Source organism: Ignatzschineria sp. RMDPL8A, from assembly GCF_029815055.1.
Classification (GTDB): Bacteria; Pseudomonadota; Gammaproteobacteria; order Cardiobacteriales; family Wohlfahrtiimonadaceae; genus CALZBJ01.
In genome coordinates this window covers 1,759,178-1,783,470 of the sequence record NZ_JAPPWA010000002.1, presented here as the reverse complement: position 1 = coordinate 1,783,470, position 24,293 = coordinate 1,759,178, and the positions used below count along the sequence as shown (strand labels likewise).

19 protein-coding genes are annotated in these 24,293 nt (G+C 47.0%); 11 read left to right on the top strand and 8 right to left on the bottom strand.

The genetic code is table 11. The features are described 5' to 3' along the window. The first annotated feature begins 35 nt into the window (after positions 1 to 35). The 5 genes from dnaG (at position 36) to dtd (ending at position 9,149) form a co-directional block, all read left to right on the top strand. Complete coding sequence (gene dnaG, locus OXI21_RS09500; RefSeq protein WP_279619338.1) at positions 36 to 1,775, top strand: DNA primase; 1,740 nt, start codon at positions 36 to 38, stop codon at positions 1,773 to 1,775. A 483-nt stretch (positions 1,776 to 2,258) separates the two neighbouring features. Further along, positions 2,259 to 3,392, top strand: coding sequence for an extracellular solute-binding protein (locus tag OXI21_RS09495; protein ID WP_279619337.1), 1,134 nt, complete (start codon positions 2,259 to 2,261; stop codon positions 3,390 to 3,392). 450 nt (positions 3,393 to 3,842) lie between these two features. Then, positions 3,843 to 5,021, top strand: coding sequence for an extracellular solute-binding protein (locus OXI21_RS09490; protein ID WP_279619336.1), 1,179 nt, complete (start codon positions 3,843 to 3,845; stop codon positions 5,019 to 5,021). Positions 5,022 to 5,222: 201 nt separating this feature from the next. After that, entirely contained in the window at positions 5,223 to 8,672 is a 3,450-nt protein-coding gene (locus OXI21_RS09485) for an AAA family ATPase (RefSeq protein ID WP_279619335.1), read from the top strand. Between the two features lie 39 nt (positions 8,673 to 8,711). Continuing rightward, positions 8,712 to 9,149, top strand: a complete 438-nt coding sequence (dtd, locus tag OXI21_RS09480) for a D-aminoacyl-tRNA deacylase (protein ID WP_279619334.1) — start codon at positions 8,712 to 8,714, stop codon at positions 9,147 to 9,149. Here dtd and OXI21_RS09475 read toward each other — a convergent pair. The 3 genes from OXI21_RS09475 to guaD all read right to left on the bottom strand — a co-directional run bounded on the left by OXI21_RS09475 (position 9,133) and on the right by guaD (position 11,618). Beyond that, the gene (locus OXI21_RS09475) at positions 9,133 to 9,321 is read right to left on the bottom strand and encodes a hypothetical protein (protein WP_279619333.1); all 189 of its coding nucleotides are present in this window, start codon (positions 9,319 to 9,321) and stop codon (positions 9,133 to 9,135) included. The genes dtd and OXI21_RS09475 overlap by 17 nt on opposite strands. Positions 9,322 to 9,350: 29 nt before the next feature. Beyond that, positions 9,351 to 10,244, bottom strand: a complete 894-nt coding sequence (locus OXI21_RS09470; RefSeq protein ID WP_279619332.1) for an NAD(P)H-hydrate dehydratase — start codon at positions 10,242 to 10,244, stop codon at positions 9,351 to 9,353. Positions 10,245 to 10,310: 66 nt separating this feature from the next. Next, complete coding sequence (gene guaD / locus OXI21_RS09465) at positions 10,311 to 11,618, bottom strand: guanine deaminase (protein ID WP_279619331.1); 1,308 nt, start codon at positions 11,616 to 11,618, stop codon at positions 10,311 to 10,313. A 128-nt stretch (positions 11,619 to 11,746) separates the two neighbouring features. On the opposite strand from guaD, the gene OXI21_RS09460 reads away from it, so the two are divergent. Continuing rightward, on the top strand, positions 11,747 to 12,241 hold the full coding sequence (locus OXI21_RS09460) for a MarR family transcriptional regulator (protein WP_279619330.1): 495 nt from the start codon (positions 11,747 to 11,749) through the stop codon (positions 12,239 to 12,241). A gap of 72 nt (positions 12,242 to 12,313) precedes the next feature. Here the strand turns inward: OXI21_RS09460 and OXI21_RS09455 are convergent, their stop codons facing one another. Then, positions 12,314 to 13,168, bottom strand: coding sequence for an alpha/beta hydrolase (locus OXI21_RS09455; protein WP_279619329.1), 855 nt, complete (start codon positions 13,166 to 13,168; stop codon positions 12,314 to 12,316). Next, positions 13,169 to 14,464, bottom strand: coding sequence for an adenosylmethionine--8-amino-7-oxononanoate transaminase (gene bioA, locus OXI21_RS09450; protein ID WP_279619328.1), 1,296 nt, complete (start codon positions 14,462 to 14,464; stop codon positions 13,169 to 13,171). It abuts the gene before it with no gap. A gap of 113 nt (positions 14,465 to 14,577) precedes the next feature. Between bioA and bioB the strand changes: the two genes are divergently transcribed. From bioB to OXI21_RS09425, 5 genes are all read left to right on the top strand, one after another. After that, positions 14,578 to 15,546: a biotin synthase BioB gene (gene bioB / locus OXI21_RS09445; RefSeq protein WP_279619327.1), complete on the top strand. Its 969-nt coding sequence runs from the start codon at positions 14,578 to 14,580 to the stop codon at positions 15,544 to 15,546. Between the two features lie 6 nt (positions 15,547 to 15,552). After that, on the top strand, positions 15,553 to 16,719 hold the full coding sequence (locus OXI21_RS09440; protein WP_279619326.1) for an 8-amino-7-oxononanoate synthase: 1,167 nt from the start codon (positions 15,553 to 15,555) through the stop codon (positions 16,717 to 16,719). Next, entirely contained in the window at positions 16,703 to 17,470 is a 768-nt protein-coding gene (gene bioC / locus OXI21_RS09435; RefSeq protein ID WP_279619325.1) for a malonyl-ACP O-methyltransferase BioC, read from the top strand. Before OXI21_RS09440 ends, bioC begins: the two co-directional genes overlap by 17 nt. Next, positions 17,463 to 18,152 (top strand): dethiobiotin synthase, encoded by a 690-nt coding sequence (gene bioD / locus OXI21_RS09430; RefSeq protein ID WP_279619324.1) that lies wholly within the window; start codon positions 17,463 to 17,465, stop codon positions 18,150 to 18,152. The genes bioC and bioD overlap by 8 nt, the downstream gene beginning before the upstream one ends. Before the next feature lie 228 nt (positions 18,153 to 18,380). Then, positions 18,381 to 18,872, top strand: coding sequence for a hypothetical protein (locus OXI21_RS09425; RefSeq protein WP_279619323.1), 492 nt, complete (start codon positions 18,381 to 18,383; stop codon positions 18,870 to 18,872). 120 nt (positions 18,873 to 18,992) lie between these two features. Here the strand turns inward: OXI21_RS09425 and OXI21_RS09420 are convergent, their stop codons facing one another. The 3 genes from OXI21_RS09420 to OXI21_RS09410 all read right to left on the bottom strand — a co-directional run bounded on the left by OXI21_RS09420 (position 18,993) and on the right by OXI21_RS09410 (position 24,122). Beyond that, on the bottom strand, positions 18,993 to 20,117 hold the full coding sequence (locus tag OXI21_RS09420) for an ABC transporter permease (protein WP_279619417.1): 1,125 nt from the start codon (positions 20,115 to 20,117) through the stop codon (positions 18,993 to 18,995). A gap of 7 nt (positions 20,118 to 20,124) precedes the next feature. Next, positions 20,125 to 22,869, bottom strand: a complete 2,745-nt coding sequence (gene rbbA, locus OXI21_RS09415; RefSeq protein ID WP_279619322.1) for a ribosome-associated ATPase/putative transporter RbbA — start codon at positions 22,867 to 22,869, stop codon at positions 20,125 to 20,127. Positions 22,870 to 23,000: 131 nt separating this feature from the next. Next, positions 23,001 to 24,122 carry an HlyD family efflux transporter periplasmic adaptor subunit gene (locus OXI21_RS09410; RefSeq protein ID WP_279619321.1) on the bottom strand — a complete coding sequence of 374 codons (1,122 nt, stop codon included), beginning with the start codon at positions 24,120 to 24,122 and terminating at the stop codon, positions 23,001 to 23,003. Positions 24,123 to 24,293 lie beyond the last annotated feature (171 nt).

Sequence of the window (24,293 nt, the reverse complement as noted above, 5' to 3'; positions counted from 1 at the left end):
TATCGTTAATTAAAGATAATAAGGATTGGCAGTTAATGGAAAAACGAGGATTTATTCCACGGGATTTTATCCAAAATTTGGTCGCACGAGCGGACATCGTTGCGGTCATTAATATGCGCGTTCCTTTAAAGAAAAAAGGGAAGAATTACACCGCGTGTTGCCCATTTCATGAAGAGAAAACCCCTTCCTTTTTTGTCAATGAATCTCGTCAGGCGTATCACTGTTTTGGGTGCGGCGCAAAAGGGACGGTGATCAACTTCTTGATGGAGTATGAGCAGCTTGAATTTAAGGAAGCGGTGGAAGTGCTTGCAAGCCATGAGGGGATGGATGTGCCCTATGAGCGGGGCGCAAATTACGATCCGCAAAAGGCTGAAAAGCAAGAGACGCTAGTCGATGTTTTGGCGCGGGCCAGCCAATTTTATCAAGCGCAGTTACGCAGCAGTAGCGAAAAAGATCACGCCATTTCCTATCTTAAAAAACGGGATATCAGTGGCGAGATTGCAAAACGCTTCGGGCTTGGATTTGCGCCAAGTGGCTGGAGTAATCTGCTCGATGCACTCAAAAAAGAGGGCGTGAAAGAGTCGATGCTTATGGAGGCGGGGCTGTTAAGCGAATCGCAGCGCAATAGCTACGATCGTTTCCGCAATCGCATCATGTTCCCCATTCGCAATCGTCGTGGCGATACCATCGGGTTTGGTGGCCGGGTGTTAAGCGATGAAGATTTGCCTAAATACCTCAACTCACCAGAAACGCCGGTGTTTCATAAAGGCTCGGAAGTCTACGGGCTCTATGAGCTACGCAAATATACTCGCCATTATGATGAAATTATCGTGGTGGAAGGCTATATGGATGTGGTGATGCTTGCGCAATATGGCATTGGCAATGCGGTGGCAACGCTTGGAACCGCGATCGCGGCACGGCAAATTGAGATGCTGCTTCGTTACACCTCGCATCTGGTTTTCTGTTTCGATGGGGATCGGGCGGGGCGTGCGGCGGCGAGTAAAGCGCTTGAAGAATCGCTCGGGGTGATTCCGGCGGGGAAAGAGCTCTCATTTCTCTTTTTGCCAGAGGGAGATGACCCGGATTCCTTTGTTAAAGAGCGTGGCACGGAGGCGTTTAAAGCGGCGATTGAGTCCTCGGATTCGCTCTCGAAATACCTCTTTGAATCGCTTAAAGAGAATTTTGATACTAAAACTCTTGAAGGACGGGCAGCAATGCTCGAATCGGCGGCAGAAAAAATCAATCGAATGCGGGATATTCCCCTTCGGGATCTGTTGCGTGAAGAGCTTGCTAAAACAACGGAAGTTTCTGAGTCGCTCCTTGAAAGACATGTGCGCAAAGGGCGAACGCCGCAGCAGCGCAGATATATCGATCTTCATCAAAATTTAAGCATTACCGATCGGATTGTGGTGCTTTTATTAAATGATCCGAGCCTAATGAATGAGATTGGCACCTTTCAATTTCTGCTCGAAAGCGATGATCGGGATCACCGTAGGCTCTACTATATTATGAGTACGCTGCAAGATTATCCGACGATTAAAAATGCAGCGCAGCTTCTCTTTCATTTTGAGGAGGAGAGCTGGATCGATTGGCTTAAAAATTTAAGTGTAAGTGAGATGATGCTTGAGGCGCGCGAGGAGCAATTGCTTGAGCTTCAAGATCTATTAGCGCAGTTAGCGAAACAAGAATCGCCAATGAAACGGGTCTTGCAAAAGCTTCAACTCGGCGAACCACTTACCCCTGAAGATGAGGCAATTTTACGGGGTGGGCATTAGGTTTAAGAGTGAGACCTCATAAAAAGTTACGCCGATTCATTTAAACGAAAAAACTGAAAAAAGTAAGAAAGCGAGCATTATTCCACATTAAGCGGAGATTGAATGTTCGCTTTTTTTGTGCTCGTTTTGGCGATAAATTTTTTAAATGAGCATTTTGAAAATATGGGCGTATACTCGCGCTTGTAACGTATAAAACGCTGATCGTGCGACTCGTTACACTCTCTATTCACTTCACGATAACAACGAATATGCCGGCAGTTAAGGCGCTTGATATTGCAATGATGTCAAAGAAGTGGATGTTCATATAACAATCGAACTCTCGGTTATTTTTCGTAGAACACATTAGCACCAAACTTACGCATTTTCGCGCTTAAATTTTAGCGATAAAGCTTCAGTTTGTCAGATGTTATCGGGCTAATGATAAGGGATTCCCCTTCCGAAAAGTACGAGTGAGAGCGCTTTTTTTGGTGGAGGAATACCGATATGAAGCGACTTAACTTTTTACACAAAGCACAATCCCCATTTCCTCTTAAAGAGGTGGTCATCACATCGCTCCTCGTTGGTGCGATCGCGCTTCCCATTGCCTATGCGAAAGATAAGGTGGTGCGCGTCTATAATTGGAGTGATTACATGAAGCCGGAAGTGCTTGAGGATTTTACTCAAAAAACCGGCATCAAAGTGATTTACGACACCTTCGATAGTAACGAAATGCTTCTTGCGAAAACGCTCGCAGGGGGCAGTCAATACGATATTGTGGTGCCCTCATCCTTTACCGTAAGCTATCTGATTCAAGCGGGAAAACTCGAAAAAATCGATTTTAACAAGCTTGAAAATCGCGATAATATTGCCCCATTTGTGAACGAACGACTCGAAGCGCTTCCCGGCGTATCGGATTATTCGGTCGCCTATATGTGGAATTCAACCGGCTTTGCCTACAACGTCAAAGAGGTGACTGAGCGCCTTCCCAATGCGGATACCGACTCATTATCACTGCTGTTTGATCCACAAAATGCCAAAGCGCTCGCCAGTTGCGGAATCTATGTGTTAGATACGCCAACGGAGGTGATGCCGCTTGCGTTGATGTATTTAGGGCTCGATCCAAACTCCACTAAGGATGAGGATTTAGCGAAGGTTGAAGAGCTCTTTAAAGATATCCGTCCCTACATTAAAAAATTCCATTCATCGGAGTATTTAAACGCGATGGCAAATGGCGATGCATGCCTTGCAATCGGTTGGTCGGGCGATTTTTATAATGCCAAAGCGCGCGCAAAAGATGCCGGAAAAGGCGTGGATATTCGCTATGTGATCCCGAAAGAGGGCAGCATTGTGGGATTTGATCAGCTCACAATTTTATCGAGTGCGGAAAATAAAGCGGAAGCGTATCAATTGATCGACTTCTTAATTGATGGCAAAAATAATGCCGAGATTGCGAATTTTCTCGATTATTCAACGCCCAATCAAGCCGCCTATCCCTATTTAACGGAAGCGAGCCGCAATGATGAAGGGCTCTATCCGCCGAAAGAGGTGATCGATCGCATGCAGATGTTTAAACCGCATACGCAAAAAGAGCAGAAAAAGATCATGAAACGCTGGCTCAATATCACCATGCATAAATAGTGGCGAGTCTAGCGAATCACAGTTGATTTTAAAAAGCCCGAATAGCTCCGTAAATGGAGGGTTATTTGGGCTTTATTTTGCCTGATGCACACGTTTTAAAAAAGATAAAAAACGTAAAAAAGGGTGAAAAAAAGTATCTTCAGGGGGGAAATAAGGCTATACTCATGCTCACGTAGAGTGTCCTGCCATTTTATTACACTAGAACAAAAAACGGCGACGACTCTACACTCTCTATTCACCTCACGATAACAAGAAATAGGCTCCAAAGCCGCTGATATTGCAATGATGTCACAGAGGTGGATGTTCATAAACGATGGAACTCTCGGTTATTTTTCGTTCACGCATTGACGCAAAAACGTAGCGGTTTGTGTTAGTTATCGGGTCAATGAAAGAGGTTTTCTCTGCCGAAAAGTACGAGTGAGGGCGCTTATTTTGGTGGAGGATACCGATATGAAGCGATACACATTTTTAAATATGGCTGCGCCGCAAAGTGCAGGATTTTCATTTACCATTCGCGTGCAAAAAAGCATGCTGGCGGGATTATTAGCCGGATCGCTCTTGATGCCTTTTGCGTTCGCTCAGAGTGATCATGCGGGCAAAGCGAGTTTGGGCGAAGTGCGCGTCTATAATTGGAGCGATTATATCGACCCTGATAAATTGACCGAATTTACCGAAATGACGGGGATTCGCGTGATTTATGATACGTTTGATAGTAACGAAATGCTCCTTGCAAAAACGCTTACGGGAAATGGTCAATACGATCTTATTGTGCCTTCGGCATTTACGGTCAGCTATCTGATTCAAGCGGATAAGCTCGAAAAAATCGACCGCTCGCAGCTTGAAAATCTCGATAATATTGCCCCTTTTGTCAATGAGCGCTTAGAGGATCTTCCGGGCGTTGCCGATTATTCGGTGGGCTATATGTGGGGCTCGACGGGGCTTGCCTATAACGTCAAGGCGGTGGAAGCGCGTCTTCCGAATGCCGATCATGGCTCGATGTCGCTGCTCTTTGATCCTGAGAATGCCAAAGCGCTCTCGAGTTGCGGAATCTATCTGTTAGATACGCCAACAGAGCTCTTTCCGATGGCGCTCACCTATCTTGGGCTCGATCCTAATTCCACTCATAAAGCCGATTTAGACAAGGCGGAAGCGCTCCTAAAATCGATTCGTCCCTATGTAAAAAAGTTCCATTCTTCTGAGTATGTGAACGCGATCGCTAATGGTGATGCCTGTTTAGTGCTCGGTTGGTCGGGCGATCTCTATCTCGCGAAATCACGAGCAAAAGAGGCGGATAATGGCGTTGAGATTCGCTACATTATTCCGAAAGAGGGCGGTCTTGTGGGCTTTGATCAGCTTGCGATTTTAAAGGATTCTCCCAATAAGGTAAATGCCTATAAATTGATCGATTTTCTGATCGATGGGAAGCACAATGCCGATATCACCAATTATCTTGATTACGCGACGTCCAATCAGGCGGCGATGAAATATCTCAAAGAGGAGCTCCGTGAGGATACGGCGCTCTATCCGCCAAAATCAGAGATTGATCGCTTACGCATTATTAAACCGATGACGCAAAAAGAGCAGAAAAACTTGATGAAGCGTTGGCTCTCGATCGTCAATTCCAAATAAAATGGATCGCATTATCAAATGCGCCACAAGCGCATTAAAATAGATTGCATAAACCATTGCAGACACCCTCCAAACGGAGGGTTTTTTATTGCCCAAAATATCCCCTTAGAATCATAATCTGCCCACGATTAAGACGGCGGAAACTGCGAAAATATGCTATTTTATAGCTCGTTTATTAACTTAAGAGATGAAGGTTTTACATTGCGTTTAAGTAAAGTAAAGTTGTCAGGCTTTAAATCCTTTGTGGAGCCCACGACGTTTGTACTCAACGGGCGTTTGAATGGGATTGTCGGCCCGAATGGGTGCGGAAAATCGAACATTATCGACGCGGTGCGTTGGGTGATGGGGGAATCCTCGGCAAAACAATTGCGCGGGGAATCGATGAGCGACGTGATTTTTAACGGATCGACCCATCGGAAACCCTCGGGATTTGCCAGCATCGAGCTCATTTTTGATAACCGCGAAGGCCTACTTGGCGGCGAGTGGGCGACCTATGCGGAGATCAGTATACGCCGATTGTTAGATCGCGATGGCAAGAGCCAATATTTCTTAAATGGCACCCGTTGCCGTCGCCGTGATATTACCGATATCTTTATGGGAACGGGGCTTGGTCCGCGTTCCTATGCGATTATCGAGCAGGGCATGATTTCACGTATTGTGGAATCGCGCCCGGAAGAGCTCCGCACCTTTTTTGAGGAAGCAGCGAGCATTTCTAAATATAAAGAGCGCCGCCGTGAGACTGAACTTCGCATTAAACATACTCGCGAAAACCTCGATCGTCTTTCCGATGTGCGCGTTGAGCTCGGCAAACAGCTTGAACGGCTTGAAAAGCAGGCGGAAACAGCGATCCATTATCAAACCCTTAAAAAAGAGGAGCGGTCGCTCGATTATTGGCGCATTAAGGCGCAACGTGAATCGGTGCTCGAAAAGCTGGAAACCCTCACCGAAACCGGGCAACAAAAGCATGATGAATTTCAATCCTCTCTTGAGACCTTAACTCAATTAACCGAGCGATTATCGGAAATGAAAGCCGCGTTTGAGACGGAAGAACGGGCACTTGAGGCGAAAAATCGCACCTTTTATCAAGAACAGCAGGCGATCGAATCCTTAAAACATTCGCTTACCATGTTGCGCGAGCTTAAAATGCGGGACTCAAAGAGCTTAGATGAGTGGAATGAGCGCGCGGATACCCTTAAAGCGGAGATTGCAAAACTTCGTGAACGCTTAGTGATTTTAACTCATGATGAAACAGAGCTCGACACAACGCTCATCATGCAGGAAGAGGCACTTTTTGCGAAAGAAGAGGCGCTGCAAACCTTATTAAATCGAGCCGACAGTGAAACCAAACAAGAGCGCGATCTTAAAGCGGCACTTTCTAAACTTGAACATACCATCACCTTAAATAAGCAGCGCATGCAGTTTGAAGAGGATCGCATTGCTCAGCTGAAAGAGGCGGCGCGCCGTCTTGAAAATGAGCGGGATAATTTGCCGGATCTAAAAATCGCGCGGAAAAACGAGGCGGCACTGTCTGACGAGGTCGCGATCATTGCCAATGATTTGGTGGCGTTATCCGCCGATGAGGGGGAGCTTGAGGGTGTGCTAAATGAGAGTCTATCGCTCCTTGCGGCGCACAATCGTGAAAAGCAGGCGCTTCTCAATGAACGCTCAGAGCTCAACGGGAAGGTGAATGCGCTTAAAGCGCTGATGGCAGAGCGGGCAAAACGCCACGCCAAAGTTGAAGCACCGCTGTTTGAAAAGATCACCATTGACGGGGGTTGGAACAAGGCTTTTGACCATGTATTGTCTCGTTATTTAGAGATCTCAACGGATCATAATCATCCAAGTTTTATTGGCGGTGAGTGCTCGATTACCTATCAGGAAACGCAGCTTGGTTATTATCTAAAAAGTGATCTTGAGCTTGGCGCACTGCTATCGCATGTCTATCTCTTAACGGATGCGGAAGCGAGAGATCCTGCCGCCATTAAAGCGCGTCAAAACGCGTTAAAACCCCATGAGTGGCTCGTCAATAAAGAGGGCGATCTCTTTGGGAAAGATTGGCAGATTGCCTTTGACGATGCGAAGGGAATTGAGAGTATTTTAGCGCAAGAGGGGGAGATTGAAGCCGCCGAAGAGCGCGTTTCCGAGATCGATCTTGCGGTGTCGCTAATCGATGAAAAGATCGGCAAGCTAGAGGATGAAAAGACGGAGCAACAGGCAACGCTTGGGCAACTTAAAGCGATGATCAAAGCGCGCAATGGCGAGCGATTTGAAAAAGAGAAAGCGCTTAGCCTAATTAAGCAAGAAACAGCGCAAGTCGATCGTGAGCAAAAGCGTATTGAAACCGATAGCCACCGCGTTTCCAATCAATTAATTGATGCGCAAAAAACAATTAGTGATCTGTTAACCGATACTAGCATTCAGCATGAGTCGTTGTCAGATGCGGTGATGGCGCATGAGTCTTTCGCTGAAACTTTAGCCAAAACGCTGGAAAAGGCGGAGAGTGAGCGGACGCAGTTTGATCACGAAAAATCGAGCTTTATGGAGAAAAAGCATCAGCTCGATCAAATTCAGCGAGAAAAATCTCACGTTGAAGAGGGAATTAAACGGGCTGAAACAGAGCTTCAATCGATCCATCAGCGGGTATCGGAAACCGATATTCGGAGCGATTATGATGACAAGATTGAGGAAAAGGAAGCGAGCTTAATTTTAGCGGAAGAGTCCTTTATGGCGCTCACAGAGCGATTGGAAGCAGACCGAATTGCTCTTGAAGAAAAGCGCGAGGCGATTAAAGCCGATGAAGCGGCAAAAGAGGCTTCAGAAAAGGCGCTTGAGAGTGCGAAAAATGCGCTCCAAGGCTTGATGATTAAAGAGGCAGAGCTTAAAACGCAGCACGAGATGGTGGAAGCGAGCTGGTGTGAATTAAATGATAATCTCACCGATGAGGAGCGCGCGCTTTTAGATGTAGAGCATGAATCGCTTACCGAAACGGAACTTAAAAAGGCGCTCACCTCAGTGCGTGAGGCGCTTAATAAAATTGGCGCAGTAAACCTTGTGGCGATTGAAGAGAGTAAGACGCTTCGCGAGCGGAAAACCTATCTTGACGCTCAGGATGAGGATTTAAATCGCGCGCTTACCACCCTTGAAAATGCGATTAAACAGATCGATAAAGAGACGCGCGAGCGCTTTATGGAGACCTTTAATCAGGTGAGTAAAGATTTCTCAACGCTCTTTCCACGCCTATTTGGTGGGGGAAAAGCCTATCTTCAGCTTACCGATGATGATGCGCTCACAAGTGGCGTTAATATTATTGCCCATCCGCCGGGTAAAAAACCAGGCACGATTCACCTGCTGTCTGGTGGGGAAAAAGCGATGACGGCGATGGCGCTAGTCTTTGCGATTTTCAATCTCAATCCTGCGCCTTTCTGTATGCTCGATGAGGTGGATGCGCCGCTTGATGAGGCGAATGTTGGCCGTCTTGGCGATCTTTTAAATGAGATGAGTGAAAAGGTTCAATTTATCTTTATTACCCACAATAAAGCGACGATGAGTATTTCCGATTCCTTAATCGGGGTCACCATGAGTGAGCCGGGCGTGTCGCGCATTGTATCGGTTAATCTTGCCGAAGCACTCGAATATTCTGAGTCAGCGTGATTTAATAGAGAAAAAGGGAGAAAAGGGAGAAATAAGATAATGAAAGCATTAATTCAGCGGGTTAAATATGCCAATGTGGTGGTCGATGGTAAAACCATTGGTGCCATTGATGAGGGGATTTTAGCGCTGATTGGCGTTGAAAAGGGCGATGATGAGGCGAAAGCGGATAAGCTGTTGCACCGTCTTCTCAATTACCGTATTTTCTCTGATGATGAGGGGAAAATGAATCGCTCGCTCATTGATATTGAGGGCGGTCTGTTGCTCGTATCGCAATTTACTCTCGCCGCTGAAACTCATAAAGGATTACGTCCTGGATTTTCAACCGCAGCGCCGCCAGCAGAAGGGGAGCGCCTCTTTAATTATCTGGTTGAAAATGCGAAAGAGGGGCATAAAAACGTTGAAACCGGTGAGTTTGGCGCAGATATGAAGGTATCACTCTTAAATGATGGGCCGGTAACCTTTATGCTTGAGGTATAAAGAGATAGGCAAGCAGCCCAAAGAGAAGAAAGAGCAGTAAAATCCCAGCCCATTCAAACGGTGAGCTGGGTTTTTTATGGATCTCAGAAAGCTCGCAGAGTTTTCCGCTACAGGCTTTCTCGGATGATTGAGCGGATTGGGATTGATCCTTGTGATTATCTAGATTGATCATAATGGTGCGATAATGGAGATGGATCGTTCCTAAACCACATGCGGTTCGCTCGGATTGGTGAGTGCATTACGAATGAGCCGCGCAAAGGGTATGATCTCACTTGCGGTTAATCCAATTGGTCCGATGCCTTTAGATACAATAATATCTGCCGCTTTCCCGTGAATCCAAACCGCCGCAGGTACCGCTTCTAAAGGGGGAACCCCTTGGACTAAAAGAGAGCCAATAATTCCTGCTAGTACATCGCCCGTTCCCGCCGTTGCAAGTCCTGCGTTGCCACTTGGATTTTGCCAAATGATCTTATCTTGATAAGCAATGAGAGTTTTTGGGCCTTTTAACACAACGATAGCGCGGTAGGTTTTCGCAAGTTGAAGCGCGGCCGTCTCTCGGTTTGCCTGTACAATTTCGGTAGTACTGCTCAGAAGCTGCGCTGCTTCTTTTGGATGAGGCGTTAGAATCGTCATTCCCTCTTCACGCGGCACCCATTGGCGGCGATTAATGAGATTGAGCGCGTCGGCATCAAGGACAATCGGCACATTATTATGAAAAAGCACCTGTTGTAAAATTCGGCGCGCTTCAGCGCATTGACTAAGGCCAGGGCCGACAATCCATGCATTCATGCTATCGCGAAATTCTACAATAAGCTCTTTTGCCGTATAGAGCATCAGCTCCGGCATTGAGGCAATATAAGGCATGGGCAAGGTGTCTTGATTAAAGCCGATAAAAACCTTGCCAGCTCCTAATTTAAGGGCGGCCATACTGGCTAAAATAGGCGCGCCCGTCATGCCACTACCGCCCCCCAAAACTCCAATTGAGCCATGGGTTCCTTTATGGCTCTCAGGATCGCGGGGTAGGCCTAAGCTCGGGAATTGAGTTAAAATCGCTTCTTTTTCGCGCGTGGTAAAAGGGGTTTCATTTGCTACCATAAGGACTCCTGTCGCTTACATTACTTTACATTGTAAAAACAAAGACTCACTTATTTTAGCATGGGATTAATCCCGTTGGTAGACCGATTCCCCGGCAACGATCGTTTCTTTCACGGCGCGGTCGTCAGCGAGCGTCATTTGCACGAAAAGAGCTTCTTCGAGTGAGTTTGCAGAATTCATACGATACTCAATGATCGGCGTTGATTTTAGATCGATTACCACTAAATCCGCCTCCATTCCCGGGGCGATGGTACCCACTTTCTCTTTTAATCCAAGCGCCTCGGCGGTGCCGCGCGTGGCAAGATAAAAGGCGTGGAGTGACGAGAGTGCGTAGCCATTGAGTTGTCCCGCTTTATAGGCTTCTCCCATGGTTTGGAAGATTGAAAATGAGGTGCCGGCCCCTAAATCCGTACCGAGTCCAACGTGGATCGGGCGCTTGGCTAATTTTGCTTTTTTAAGATCAAACGCGCCAGAGCCTAAGAAAAAGTTAGAGGTTGGGCAATGGGCGACAGCGGCGCCGCGTTCGTAAATGAGCGCTAATTCATCATCGGTTAAATAGATCCCGTGGCCATAGATCGCCCGCTCGCGCATTAATCCGTAATCGGCGTAGACATCGGCGTAGCTTTTCGCATTTGGAAAAAGCGATTTCACCCACGCCACTTCATCAATATTTTCAGAAACGTGTGATTGAATCAGCGCATCGGGATGTTCTGCTGCAAGCGCGCCGAGCATTTCAAGCTGTTCGTGAGTTGAAGTAGGCGCAAAACGCGGGGTAATCACATACTCAAGGCGTTTATGCCCGTGCCAGCGATTGATCAGCGCTTTTGAATCATCATAGGCCGATTGTGCCGTATCGAGAAGCCCGTCGGGCGCATGGCGGTCCATACAGACTTTTCCGGCCATAAAGCGCATATTGCGTTTTTCGGCTGCTTCAAAAATAGCATCGACCGATTGCGGGAAAATGGTGGCAAACACCGTCGCGGAGGTGACCCCATTTTTAAGTTGTTCATTAATGAAAATTTCAGCCACTTCATCGGAATGCTCGCGAGATTTGAAGTTTTGCTCGGCAATAAAGGTGTAGTTATTGAGCCAGTCGATCAGTTGCTCGCCGTAGGCACCAATAATCTCGGTTTGCGCGTAATGCACGTGGCTATCGATAAAGCCGGCGCTGATAATCGAATCCCTGTATTCGGTGATCGTGACGGATTCTTTTTTAAGCTCAAATAGTAAATTTTCCGCATCATCCACCGCGGTAATCATGCCGTTTTCAATGACGATAATGCCGTCGCTCAAGAAATGGAGACATTGATCCATCGGGTGAAGGAATGGGTCATTTTTGAACGTCAAAATCTGTCCACGAAGCGCTTTTTTCATGTTATCCTCAAAATTTGGTTAAAATCTTTACAAAAAGATTCTTAATGTTAAGATAAATTTTTACCCCACGCAACTATTCTATTTAAGTACAATATGGGGAGTGATTGGAGCAAATAAGGGAACTCTATATGTATGATGATTTTGTAGATCGATTACTCATTGATTGGTATCGGCACTATGATGAAGCGGATTTAAAAGGCGCGCGAATTACCGCTCGTTTGGTGCGTTTGGAATCGTTTTATTCAAAGCGGGTTGATCAAAATTTGGCCCATTTTGATATCACCATTGGGGAGTTTGATGTGCTCGCCGCGCTAAAACGCTCAAAAGAGGGCAGACTCACACCGGGCGCGCTATTGGTGGATACGCTAGTCTCTTCAGGCGGAATGACCAACCGAATTAATCGTCTTGAAAAGCGCGGATTTATCACTCGTAATCCAGATCCTGATGATCGTCGTGTGGTGCTTGTGGAGTTAACCGAAGCAGGAGAGGCAATGCTTAAGCAGGCAGCGCCAGCGCACTTTGCGGTTGAACGCTCCTTTTCCGAAACACTTACCGATGAAGAGCAAGATATTTTGATTCGTCTCCTTAAAAAACTGCTCCTAGCCGAAGAGGCGCGAAGTTAAGAAAACGATACTAAAAACCCCATCACGATCGATGGGGTTTGTTTTTTGTGAGAGCTTATATTAATCATCAATCTATATCAATAATGGCCTAATCAGCTCGGCAAATTGCTCGGGATTCTCTTCAGGAAGAAGATGGTGAACGTTCGCAATTTCACCAGAGCCTTTAATTAACTGCTCAGGATCGAGAGCACCTTGAAGTGCGTTTGATGCAAGTTTGAAAATCGCGCGGGATTTTTCACCCCAGAGAATGCCGATCTTAGCTGAAATGGTCTTAATTGTGTCCGGGGTAATCGGCGCGGGATTCTCTTGCGATAAGAGAAGCGGCAATGTGTGGAGATTATCAGCTTTAATCGCCTGCACGCGCGGGGATTGTGAATCAAGAAAAGATTCATTATTACTGCATGCTAGCGCAAATTGGTTGGCCGCCTCGAGAAGATCGCCGCGACGAATCGCTTTTATGGAAGGCGCCATCATGCGGGTAATGTCACGGGTGAACGCCTTCATTTTATCGCGCGAGTTTTCAAGGCCGTAGCTTGGCACAATGCACTCATAAAGGAGGATCGTTTTGAAAAGATCGGGACGCTTGATTGCGGCAAGCAGCACTGAATGGCACGCATAGGACCATGCCACTACCTTAATTTTACTAAGTGAGAGCGCATCGCAAAAGGCGATGAGCTCATCGGCGTGAATGGCGGTATTAAACGTCTCTTTCGGCGTATTTTTATTCTCTTTGCCAAATCCTGCAAGTGAGTAGGCGAGAAGATGATGGGTGTTGTTAAACTCCTCGTCGTTGCAGAGCGTTTCCATCACTGGCTCCCACGTCTCTTTAGCGCCTAAAATGCCGTGCAAGAAGAGAAGCGGGGTGCCATCCGCGCTACCCATTTCAAGATAGGGTTTAATGGTGCCATTTATCAGTAGTTGAGCCATCTATGCTAAAAACTCCTTAAAGTCCGGGCGATTTAAGAGATTAACTAAACTACCGGTCAATTGACGGAGCTCTTCCTCTTTAATCACATAGGGCGGCATGATGTAGACGAGTTTATTAAAGGGGCGTATCCAGACGCCATTTTCAACAAAGTAGGCCTGCATTTTTTCTTGGTTAATCGGGGTTTTAAGCTCGATCACGCCAATGGCGCCAAGGACGCGAACATCTTCAATATCCTCGTGGCCTTTTAATACGAAAAGCTCCTCTTTAAGTTGCGCTTCAATGCGGGAAACGTTCGATTCCCATGCGCCATTATCAAGCAGTGAGAGACTCGCTAAAGCAACCGAACACGCGAGAGGATTTCCCATAAAGGTTGGGCCGTGCATAAAGCATTTTGCCTCGCCATTACTGATGGTATCGGCGATGTGGCGCGTGGTGAGCGTTGCAGATAGAGTCATATATCCGCCGGTAATCGCTTTACCAACGCACATAATATCGGGGGCAATCTCGGCATGTTCGCAAGCAAAGAGTTTTCCGGTGCGGCCAAAGCCCGTTGCGATCTCATCGGCGATCATTAAGATGCCAAAGTGGTCGCAAAGTTCCCGAATTGTTTTGAGATAATTGGGGTGATACATGCGCATTCCGCCCGCGCCTTGCACGATCGGCTCCACAATAATTGCGCTAATGTCATCGGCATTATCTTCCACTAAAGTGAAGAGCTCATCCACCGCCGAATCATCCCACTCATCATCAAATCCAAGGGTAAAGGTTGGAGCAAATAGATGCTCTGGGAGATAGCCTTCATAAATACTATGCATGGAGTTTTTCGGATCACAGACCGACATCGCGCCAAAGGTATCGCCGTGATAAGCGTGGGAAAGGCTCACGATTTTGTGGCGTTTTTCCCCTTTGGCGTGCCAATATTGAAAGGCCATTTTAAGCGCGACTTCAACCGCGACCGAACCCGAGTCGGCAAGAAATACGCACTCAAGCGGATCGGGCGTCATCTCGACCAGTCGTTTACAAAGATCCACCGCTGGGCGATGGGTAATGCCACCAAACATTACATGGCTCATTTTATCGAGCTGATTTTTGATCGCCTCGTTTAATACGGGGTGATTGTAGCCATGAAGCGCCGCCCACCAAGAGGACATTCCATCAATCAAGGTGCGACCATCTTCCAGATGAAGTGTCACACCGCTTGCCGAATCAACAGGATAGCAAGGGAGCGGTTCACTCATGGAGGTGTAAGGGTGCCAAATGTGGCGTGTATCAAAGGAGGTATCGATTTTAGTCATTCTTTCTATTTATCCTATTCTTCCATTGAATAAAGCAAACGAAAGTTTACATAGTACTACATTTTCATCTATCATGAGCTCTGATTTGTTGTAATAATAAAATGGAATAAACAATGACAAAAACAATAAAATGGACCGTTGAACAAGCGTTAGCACTTTTTAAGAAACCTCTATTTGAGCTGCTTTTCGAAGCGCAACAAGTGCATCGCGAACATTTCGATCCTACAAAAATTCAGGTCAGCCGTCTGCTTTCAATCAAGACTGGCCGCTGTTCGGAAGACTGTAAATATTGTTCTCAAAGTGTGCGTTATGACACCGATGTCGAAGCTGAGAAGCTGATGGAGGTCGAGAAGGTGATCGAGGCTGCGAAAGTGGCGAAAGAGGAGGGCGCATCGCGATTCTGTATGGGCGCTGCGTGGCGTAATCCTAAAGCGCGCGACATGCCGTACATTAAAAAAATGATTGCTGAAGTGAAAAACTTAGGCATGGAAACCTGTATGACGCTTGGCCATTTAACCAAAGAGCAAGCGGACGATTTAGCCGATACAGGCCTTGATTATTACAACCACAACTTAGATACCTCGCCTGAATTTTACGGCGATATCGTCACCACTCACACCTATCAAAACCGTCTTGATACCTTGGATCACGTGCGCAATTCCGGCATGAAGATCTGCTCGGGCGGAATTATTGGCCTTGGTGAGGAACTCAAAGACCGTGCATCGCTTTTAGTGCAATTAGCGAACATGGATAAAGCGCCAGAAAGCGTGCCCATCAATCGTTTAATCCCGATTAAAGGAACGCCGCTTGGAGAGAATGATCCGGTGGATGATTTTGACTTTATTCGTACCATTGCCGTTGCGCGTATTATGATGCCTGAATCGATGGTACGCCTCTCAGCAGGCCGTGAAACGATGAGTCCTGAACTCCAAGCGCTCTGCTTTATGGCGGGGGCAAACTCAATTTTCTACGGGGCAAAATTGCTCACAAGTCCAAATGCCGATAAAGATGATGATAATGCACTTTTCGAGCGTTTAGATTTAACTGCAACTGATAACCCACGCATGCAGACAGTTCAATAGACCGCAATGCACTTTACACAACGTATGAAGGAGACGCTGGCCGAGCGATCGGCTAGCGATAGCTATCGTCAGCGCAAAATGACTAAAGCCACCGATCTTGGTCGAATGATCGAGATTAATGGTGCGCGTTATCTCAATTTTTCCTCCAATGATTACCTCGGCCTAAGTCAAGCGCCGGAGGTGGTTGAAGCGTGGAAAACGGGCGCCGATCTGTATGGCGTTGGTAGCGCAGGCTCGGGGCATATTACCGGCTACAATGAAGCGCTCGCGAATCTTGAAAATAAGCTGGCATCTTGGCTTGGCTATGATCGGGCAATTGTCTATCCATCGGGCTTTACCGCGAATCAAGCGGTGATTAAAGCCTTGATTGAAAAAGAGGATCGCATTGTTGCCGATCGATTAAGTCATGCCTCTTTAATGGAAGCGTCGATGATGGTGCCGGGGCGATTAACGCGCTTTCATCATAATGATCTCGATTCGTTACAAAAGCGGATGAATGCGCTTCCGGACGGATTTAATGGGGGCACGCTTGTCATTACCGAAGGCCTTTTTAGTATGGATGGTGATGAAGCGCCGCTCCGTGAGATTTTTGATGAAACGGCTCGTCATGATAATAGCTGGCTGATGGTCGATGATGCTCATGGCATTGGGGTCAATGGCGAAAAAGGGCGGGGCACTTGCGCTAAGCATGGCATTAAGCCCGATCTTTTGATTGTTACCTTTGGTAAAGCCTTTGGGTTAAGTGGTGCTGCGCTCCTTTGCTCGGATTTGGTGGCAGAGTATTTTACGCAAGTCTCTCGTCCGCTTATCTACAGTACCGCGATTCCGCCGGCGCAAGCCTATACGCTCCATGAGATTGTGAAACTCATCGAAGTAGGGGATGATCGTCGAGCACAACTGCGCCAAAATATCGATCAATTTAAGACGGGGCTCATTAAAATGGGGATCGAGCCGATCTCAGATAGCGCCATTCAGCCCATTATTATTGGCGGAAATGACGAAAGCCTACAGCTCGCAACAAAGCTACAAGAGCGGGGGATCTGGATTACCGCGATCCGCCCGCCCACAGTGCCACCCAATAGCGCGCGTTTACGCATTACGTTAACGGCGGCTCACACCGAGTCCGATATTGCACAACTTCTGGAGACGTTTGCGAATGTCTATCGTGGATAAATCAAGCGTTGCCATGGCGTTTGGCCGAGCAGCGACGCGGTATGATTCAGCCTCTGAATTACAACAGCGCGTGGGGAGAGTCTTAATCGATGCGCTCGTTGAAAAGATGATGTTTTCCCCGCACAATCACCATATTTTAGATGCCGGTTGCGGTACGGGGTTTTTAAGTCATGAACTTAAAGCGAACTATCAAACCGTGACGGCGCTCGATCTATCGTCTGAAATGCTTGAGACGGCGCGGATGAAAAATGTGGCCGATCATTATATTAAAGGCGATATCGAAGCGCTTCCCTTTGAGGATGAATCGTTCTGTTTTTCCGTGAGCAATCTTGCGGTGCAGTGGTGTCATCATTTAGATGTGGCAGCGCGGGAATTAACGCGCGTGGTGAAAAAGCGCGGTTATGCTTTTTTTACCACCATTGTGGATCATTCACTATTTGAGCTTGATGAGGCGTGGCGCGCGGTCGATGATCGAAAGCACACCCTCGATTTTCTTAAAACGGATGCTGTACATGAGGCGCTTTCAGGGCTCTCTTATGAGTTAATTCCCTTTACGGAAACGCTCTATTTTGATGATTGTATTTCGGTTTTACGCAGCTTACAAAACATTGGAGCAACCACTTTACCCGAACGCCGACAAGGTTTAATGGGGCGCAGTGTCCTCAAAACCTTATCGGAGGCGTATCCTAAAAAAGATGGCAAATTTCCATTAACTTATCACCTTGTATTAGGAGTGATTCGACATGAATAATGCCTGGTTTATTACCGGAACCGATACGGAAGTGGGGAAAACCTACGTCTCCTCATTAATTTTACAAACGCTCAATGCGCACCAGTACCAAACGGTAGGCTATAAACCGATCGCATCGGGCGCGGAAGCCACAGAGATGGGCTTTAAAAACCCCGATGCCGTAGCCCATTTAAAGGCCTCAAACTCGGATGTAGCGCTTACGTACGATGAAGTGAACCCTTACTTTTTTGAGATTGCAACGGCACCACATCTCTTAAGTCGTGCGGAAAATCGCCCGATCGAATTTAAAGTGATGACGCAAGGGGCGGAGCACCTTTTAACGAAATCTCACTATCTTTTAGTGGAAGGCGCGGGAGGTTGGTTTACGCCGCTCAATGAGGAAGGAACCTTTGCCGATTGGGTCATTAAAAACCGTTTTCCGGTGGTGGTTGTAGTCGGTTTGAAACTTGGTTGCATTAATCATGCACTACTGACCTTTGAAGCAGTGAAACAGGCAGGGTTACCGATTTTAGGCTGGGTCGGCAATCATATTCACGATGGCGATGATTGTTATATCCACGATTATATGGAATCGATCCACGAGCTTACTGATATTCCATGCTTAGGTGAGGTCAAACATGGCGCTGAGTTTCGTGAAACGAACCTCAATATCGCGCCCTTAATTGAGCATTATTCCGTATAGTTTTTTATACAAAACTTGAGTTTGTTTAAATATTGTAAACCTCCAGAGTCTTGTTTTATCTAATGTTAATCAAGCAATTCTGGAGGTTTTTTCTTTGTTCTCTTACAAAACTTAACATTTAAATTGATTGTTATCCTAAATCTTGCTCTCTGTAACATTTGCGTCATAAAACTATGTCACACTGCGACTATAACAATAAAGTTCGTTAACATTACGAGGGCAAATAATATGGATATCGGTGCAATTTTTTTAAAGAGTGACTGTAGTTATGCGCTGTTTGATTGGGCGCGCGAGCACTTTAATGGTAAAGAATTTCATTTCGTGCAAGGGGATTGCGTTCCATTTGGATTTTTGGAATTTAAACCGATGATCCTCGGGCATTACGGCGAATGGCACTATTTTTTAATCGATCCACACCTTCTTGAGCAGAAGTTTTTTGATGGTGAGCTTGAAGCGGCGCTCTCAAAACTCTCGGCAAAAGGGGATCTTTTTATGATTAAGAGCCACCTGTTAAGCGGTGAACTCTTATTTGAATATCACCAAGATGGCTCGCTCATGCGTAAATGGCAGGAAGCGAATGAAACAGTGCTCGTTAACCAAGGCATCCCGCTTTCTGAAGAAGATGGCAGTTTTAATGATGAGTGGGATCCCGATGATTATCGTGATGAGTGGTCGCTCGTGGATCTTGCGGAAAAAGTGACGCACATTCACTGGGCATAATCCCTCTTGTTTAAGGTATAAAAAAGCCTGAATCATCTCGGATATTATTAATTGATATCGTGGTGATTCAGGCTTTTTGCTGTCTTACGTTTCGATTGTATGACTTTATCTGATTTCTCTTTATGCCATCTGGCTAATCGTCGAACGGAAGCGTTGATGGGCAAAGAAGAAGAAACACGAGCCGATAATAAGCAGATAGAAGAACGAGGGCCACACAATCTCAAAGCCGGCGCCGCGGAATAAAATCGCTTTTCCAAGTTCAATAAAGTGAGTTGTGGGTGCTGCAAGCATCACAGTTTGAATCAATTCCGGCATACTTTCCCGCGCGGTCATCCCGCCCGATAACATCTGTAGCGGAATTAAGACGAGTAGCATCAGCATCCCAAATTGCGGCATATTGCGCGCAAGCGTCGCAAGATAAATCCCCATGGAGGTGGTGGCAAAAAGATGAAGGGCCGCACCACAAACAAAGAGGAGCACCGAGCCTTCGACCGGCACACTTAATACCCCTTGCACCACAAAGGTGAGCGATAAGGTTGACGCGATTAAGACCACAAGCCCCATCGACCAAATTTTAGAGAGCATAATCTCAAAGGGCGTGAGCGGCATCACCAGAAGATGCTCCACTGTTCCTCGCTCCCGTTCGCGAATCAGCGCCGCTCCTGTTAAAAGGATCGAAAGCATGGTAATAAGGTTAATAATCTCCGTTAGCGCGCCAAACCAAGACGCCGTAAGATTGGGGTTAAACCGCATGCGTTCGACGAGTTTTACTGGGTAGAGCGCCTCACTGCGATAGCGTTGGAGATATTCACTCACCTCGCCATTGATAATTTGATTAATTATCATATTGCCGGTAAAGGCTTGCGTCATGCGCGTTGCATCAATGTTGAGTTGCAGTGTTGGATAACGGCCACCAAGCACATCTTTTTGAAAATAGGGTGGAATGTTCATGACAAAGGTGTAGGCCCCTTTGTCCATGCCATGATCCATTTCACTCAAAGTAATCTCTTTTGGCGGTGTAAATTGGGGCGGATAGAAGGCGGTTTGAATGCGTTCTGATAAAGTGGAACGATCTTCATCAACAACGGCAATACTCGCATTTTGCAGCCCATCAGGTACAGCTGTGGCCGCGGTATAGACCGAAACGGTGAAGGTAAAGGCGATCAAGACCAGTAATACAGGATCACGAATCAGGCTCCAAAGCTCTTTGATGCCTAAAAAATAGATATTGGAAATTTTACGCATAATCATTTTAGGAATCCTGTTTTTTAAGAAGCATTACGCTGCAAAGGACGATAATCGGCGCGGTAATCATCAAGATCATAAGCTCGCTTGAGAGATCGTTGAGATAGAGCGCTTTACTAAAGACGCCGCGAGTTGCAGTGAGCATATGGGAGGCGGGGTAGATCTCACCAATCACCCGGCCAAATCCATCAAGTGCCGAGACGGGGTTGAGCATTCCGGCAAATTGGATTGCGGGAATAAGCGTGCCGATAATGGTAAAGAACATTGCGCCGATCTGGCTTTTCGTTAGCGTTGAAGCAAAGAGCCCAAAGCCCGTTGAAAAGATACAGAAGAAGAAGGTGATGATCGTCAGGGTGAAAAATCCGCCCTTCATCGGCACTTCAAAATAGAAGATCGCAAGCCCTACCATTAAGAAATAGTTGAGCATCGAAATAATAATATAGGGCACCTGTTTCCCTAATAAAAATTCAAGTTTACTGACGGGGGTGACATAGAGGTTAATAATGGAGCCTAGCTCTTTTTCGCGCACTACCGAGAGCGCTGTGAGCATCGCGGGAATGAGGAGCAGCATAATTGGAATCACTGCTGGCACAATGGCAGTTAAGCTTCGCACATCGGGGTTATAGCGATACCGCATCTCCACATTAAAGGCCGGTTTAAACTCATAACCATAGCGATATTTTGCCTCGCTCATCAGCCACTCTTGGTGCATCCCTTGGACATAGCCGCGAATAGTTTCCGCCCGTTGAGGCATTGCGCCATCAATCCAAACGCCGATTTCGACATTATTCCCGCGGGCCACATCTCGCGCAAAATTTGGCGGAATCTCGATGGCAAGGGCGATATCGGTATTGCGCATGCGCCGGTCGAGCTCCTCATAATTATGGATCGGATCTTTTTCGATAAAGTAGCGGGAGCCAGAAATATTATTGGCATAACTGTGGCTCAATGTTGTTTGGTCACGGTCTAAAATCGCGTAGGGGAGATCTTCCACATCGAGGGTAATCCCATAGCCGATCGTCACCATTAAAATGAGCGATCCAAGGAGCGCTAAGGTTGCACGAACCGGATCACGACGCAGCTCTAAGGCCTCACGCCAGGTATAACTTAAAAGGCGCTGAAGACTAAAACGTTGGAAGGCCTCAGGAGTTTGATTTTCAGTGTCAGTGGGCGCGTCTAAAAGATGGCCCTCTTTTTTCGGCATTGCTTCATCATCGCCCGCACCGGCATCAAGCAGGTACTTAATAAACGCTTCTTCGAGCGTCTCGGTGCCTTGTTTTTCAATCAGTTTTTCCGGCGTATCACTGTCGAGTACTTCGCCCGCATGCATCATCGACATGCGATCACAGCGGAGCGCCTCATTCATAAAGTGGGTGGAAATAAAGATGGTGACGCCATCATTTCGCGAGAGCTCAATGAGAAAACGCCAAAAGTTATCCCGCGCCACCGGGTCAACGCCGGAGGTGGGTTCATCCAAAATTAAGAGTTCGGGTTTATGCACCATCGCAACGGCAAGGGATAAGCGTTGACGCATCCCAAGTGGAAGGTCATTCGGGAGCATATCGAGCACATCGCCAAGCTCAAAGCGCTCCACCATCTCCTCAATGCGGCCACTCATCTCTTCAGGCGCTACATGGAAAAGGCGGGCGTGGAGTTCTAAGTTTTGAAAGACGGTCAGCTCGCTATAGAGTGAGAACGCTTGGGACATATAGCCAACGCGGCGACGGGTATTAATATCGTTAGAATCGATCTCTTTCCCAAAGAGCCACGCCTTTCCTTCAGAAACAGGAAGTAGACCTGTGAGCATCTTCATCGTCGTTGATTTACCGCAGCCATTTGAGCCGAGAAAGCCAAAAATTTCGCCCTTTTGAATCTCAAAACTGACATTATTCACGGCGGTAAAATTGCCAAACTTTTTGGTTAATCCTTCCGCTTTAATGGCGATCGCAGTATCTTTATCGAGATTAAGGGGCGGCACGATCACAGGTTCATAGCCGATGCGTTTTTCCTCGGGAAGGAGCTTAATAAACGCCGCTTCAAGATTGTCTGATTCGGTACGTTCTAACAGCTCTTTCGGTGCGCCGGTTGCGAGAATTTCACCATCGTCCATAGCAATCAGCCACTTAAAGCGTTCCGCTTCATCCATATAGGCGGTGGCCACAATGACGCTCATCTCAGGGCGATCTTCACGAATGCGATCGATCAGATCCCAAAATTGCGCACGTGCGAGCGGGTCAACACCGGTGGTTGGTTCGTCCAAAATAAGCAGGTCGGGGTCGTGAATTAGCGCGCAGCAGAGCCCAAGTTTCTGCTTCATTCCACCAGAGAGTTTCCCAGCAGGACGATCTAAGAAGGGGAAGAGTCCAGTACTTTTAGTAAGATCATCAATCCGCTCACGACGCTCTTTTGCATCGTGCCCAAAGAGGCGGCCAAAAAACTGTAAGTTTTCTTCTACAGAAAGGGTGGGATAGAGGTTTTTCCCAAGGCCTTGCGGCATATAAGCGATGCGTGGGCAGGTAATATCGCGAACAGATTTTTCACCCATATCGCCGCCGAGTACGATCACTTCTCCGGTTTGAATCGCGCGGGCACCGGCAATTAACGAGAGCAGACTCGATTTTCCGACACCATCGGGGCCAATCATGCCAACGACAATTCCGCTCGGAATATCGATGGAGAGATTATCAAGAGCGATATTCTCCCCATATTTTAACGTCACATTTTTGACTGAAACAACAGATTCTTTAACCATCGCGATCGATTCCTTGTTCGTAAACCTACGCCCTTAATGCCTATCTAAATAGGGGGGATTAAGGGCCCTTTTTCCCATGCTGATTTGTAGAGTGCTAAGGGGTAAATGCTAAGTACCCAGTACCGAGGACTCTATTTTTTGGCTGTATCGGCACTTGCGTTGTTTGCTTCAATCTCATCGAGAAGAGTGACGGCAAAGCGTTCAGGCCACTCGGCATTGGGATCGGCTTTGATGTAGGCTTCGCCGGTGACGCCGGTTTTAATATATTTACGATAACGCTCAAGAAGGCGTGGATCGACTTTCGCTTTTACGCGGTACATCAGTTTCTGGCGCTCATCTTCAGTTTCAACGGTTTTTGGGGTAAATTGCGCTTCGGGCGAGACAAAGGTTACACGCGCCGGGATTACATATTCTGGAGCTACGTCTAAAATAATGCGCACTTCGGTACCATCGTTTTCCCCTTCAACGAGTAAACCGGTGTATTGAGTGGGGAGGAAGAAGGTCATATGAACTTTCGATAGATCAAGAAGGTTGAGCACCTTACCGCCAGCGCCTAAGACTTCACCGGGCTCAGAGATGCGGTATTGAATGCGGCCTTTTACCGGCGCGACAAGTTTACTGTCTTTAATATCGGCATTTACGCGATTGATGGTCGCTTGCGCCGCTAAGACTTGTGATTCAGCGGCAACGGATTGTGCTTTAGCCGCATCAACAGCAGCTTGCGCTGCGAGAACTTTTGATTTCGCGGTGGCGATTTCCGATTTGAGAACGCGCGTATAGGCCTCTTGGTCATCAAATTCTTGTTCGGTGGTGGCGCCTTTTTTGACGAGCGTTTCAATACGTGTCATTTTGCGCTCAGCCGCATAAAGTTGGCTCTCTTTTGCAGACACCGCCGCTTCAGCAGCTTCTTTATCGCTCATGCGCGCAGCTACCATCGCTTTTGCGGAATCGGCATTGTGTTTCGCTTGTTGAAAATAGGCTTTTGCCTCTTCAAGTTGTGCCTCAAGGGAGTCGAGCTGCATTACCGCAACGACTTGTCCCGCTTCCACATAATCCCCTTCATCGGCCAAAATGGTCTCAATCCGGCCAGGGAGTTTCGTGGAGATATCTAAGGGGGTAACTTCGATGCGACCGTTACTTTTGATGAATCCTTTCATGTCGTCGCGCTGGAGCAGATAGCTTGCGGTGAGCGCGATAATGAGCGCAATGGCGGCGCCACCTAGGAAGAGTTTTCTATTTTTGCCTTGTTGCATATTTGACCTCGATATCAAATAGGTTCGCTGATGTCAGCAAAGTTTAATCAGTGATAAAAACGTAAATGTTTTGTGAATTATTGTTTAATATTGATTGTTAATTATCTATTCATGTTAGCGTAAACCGCACTATTAATAAACATCTTACGTGCCAGGTTGATGCTTAATTAG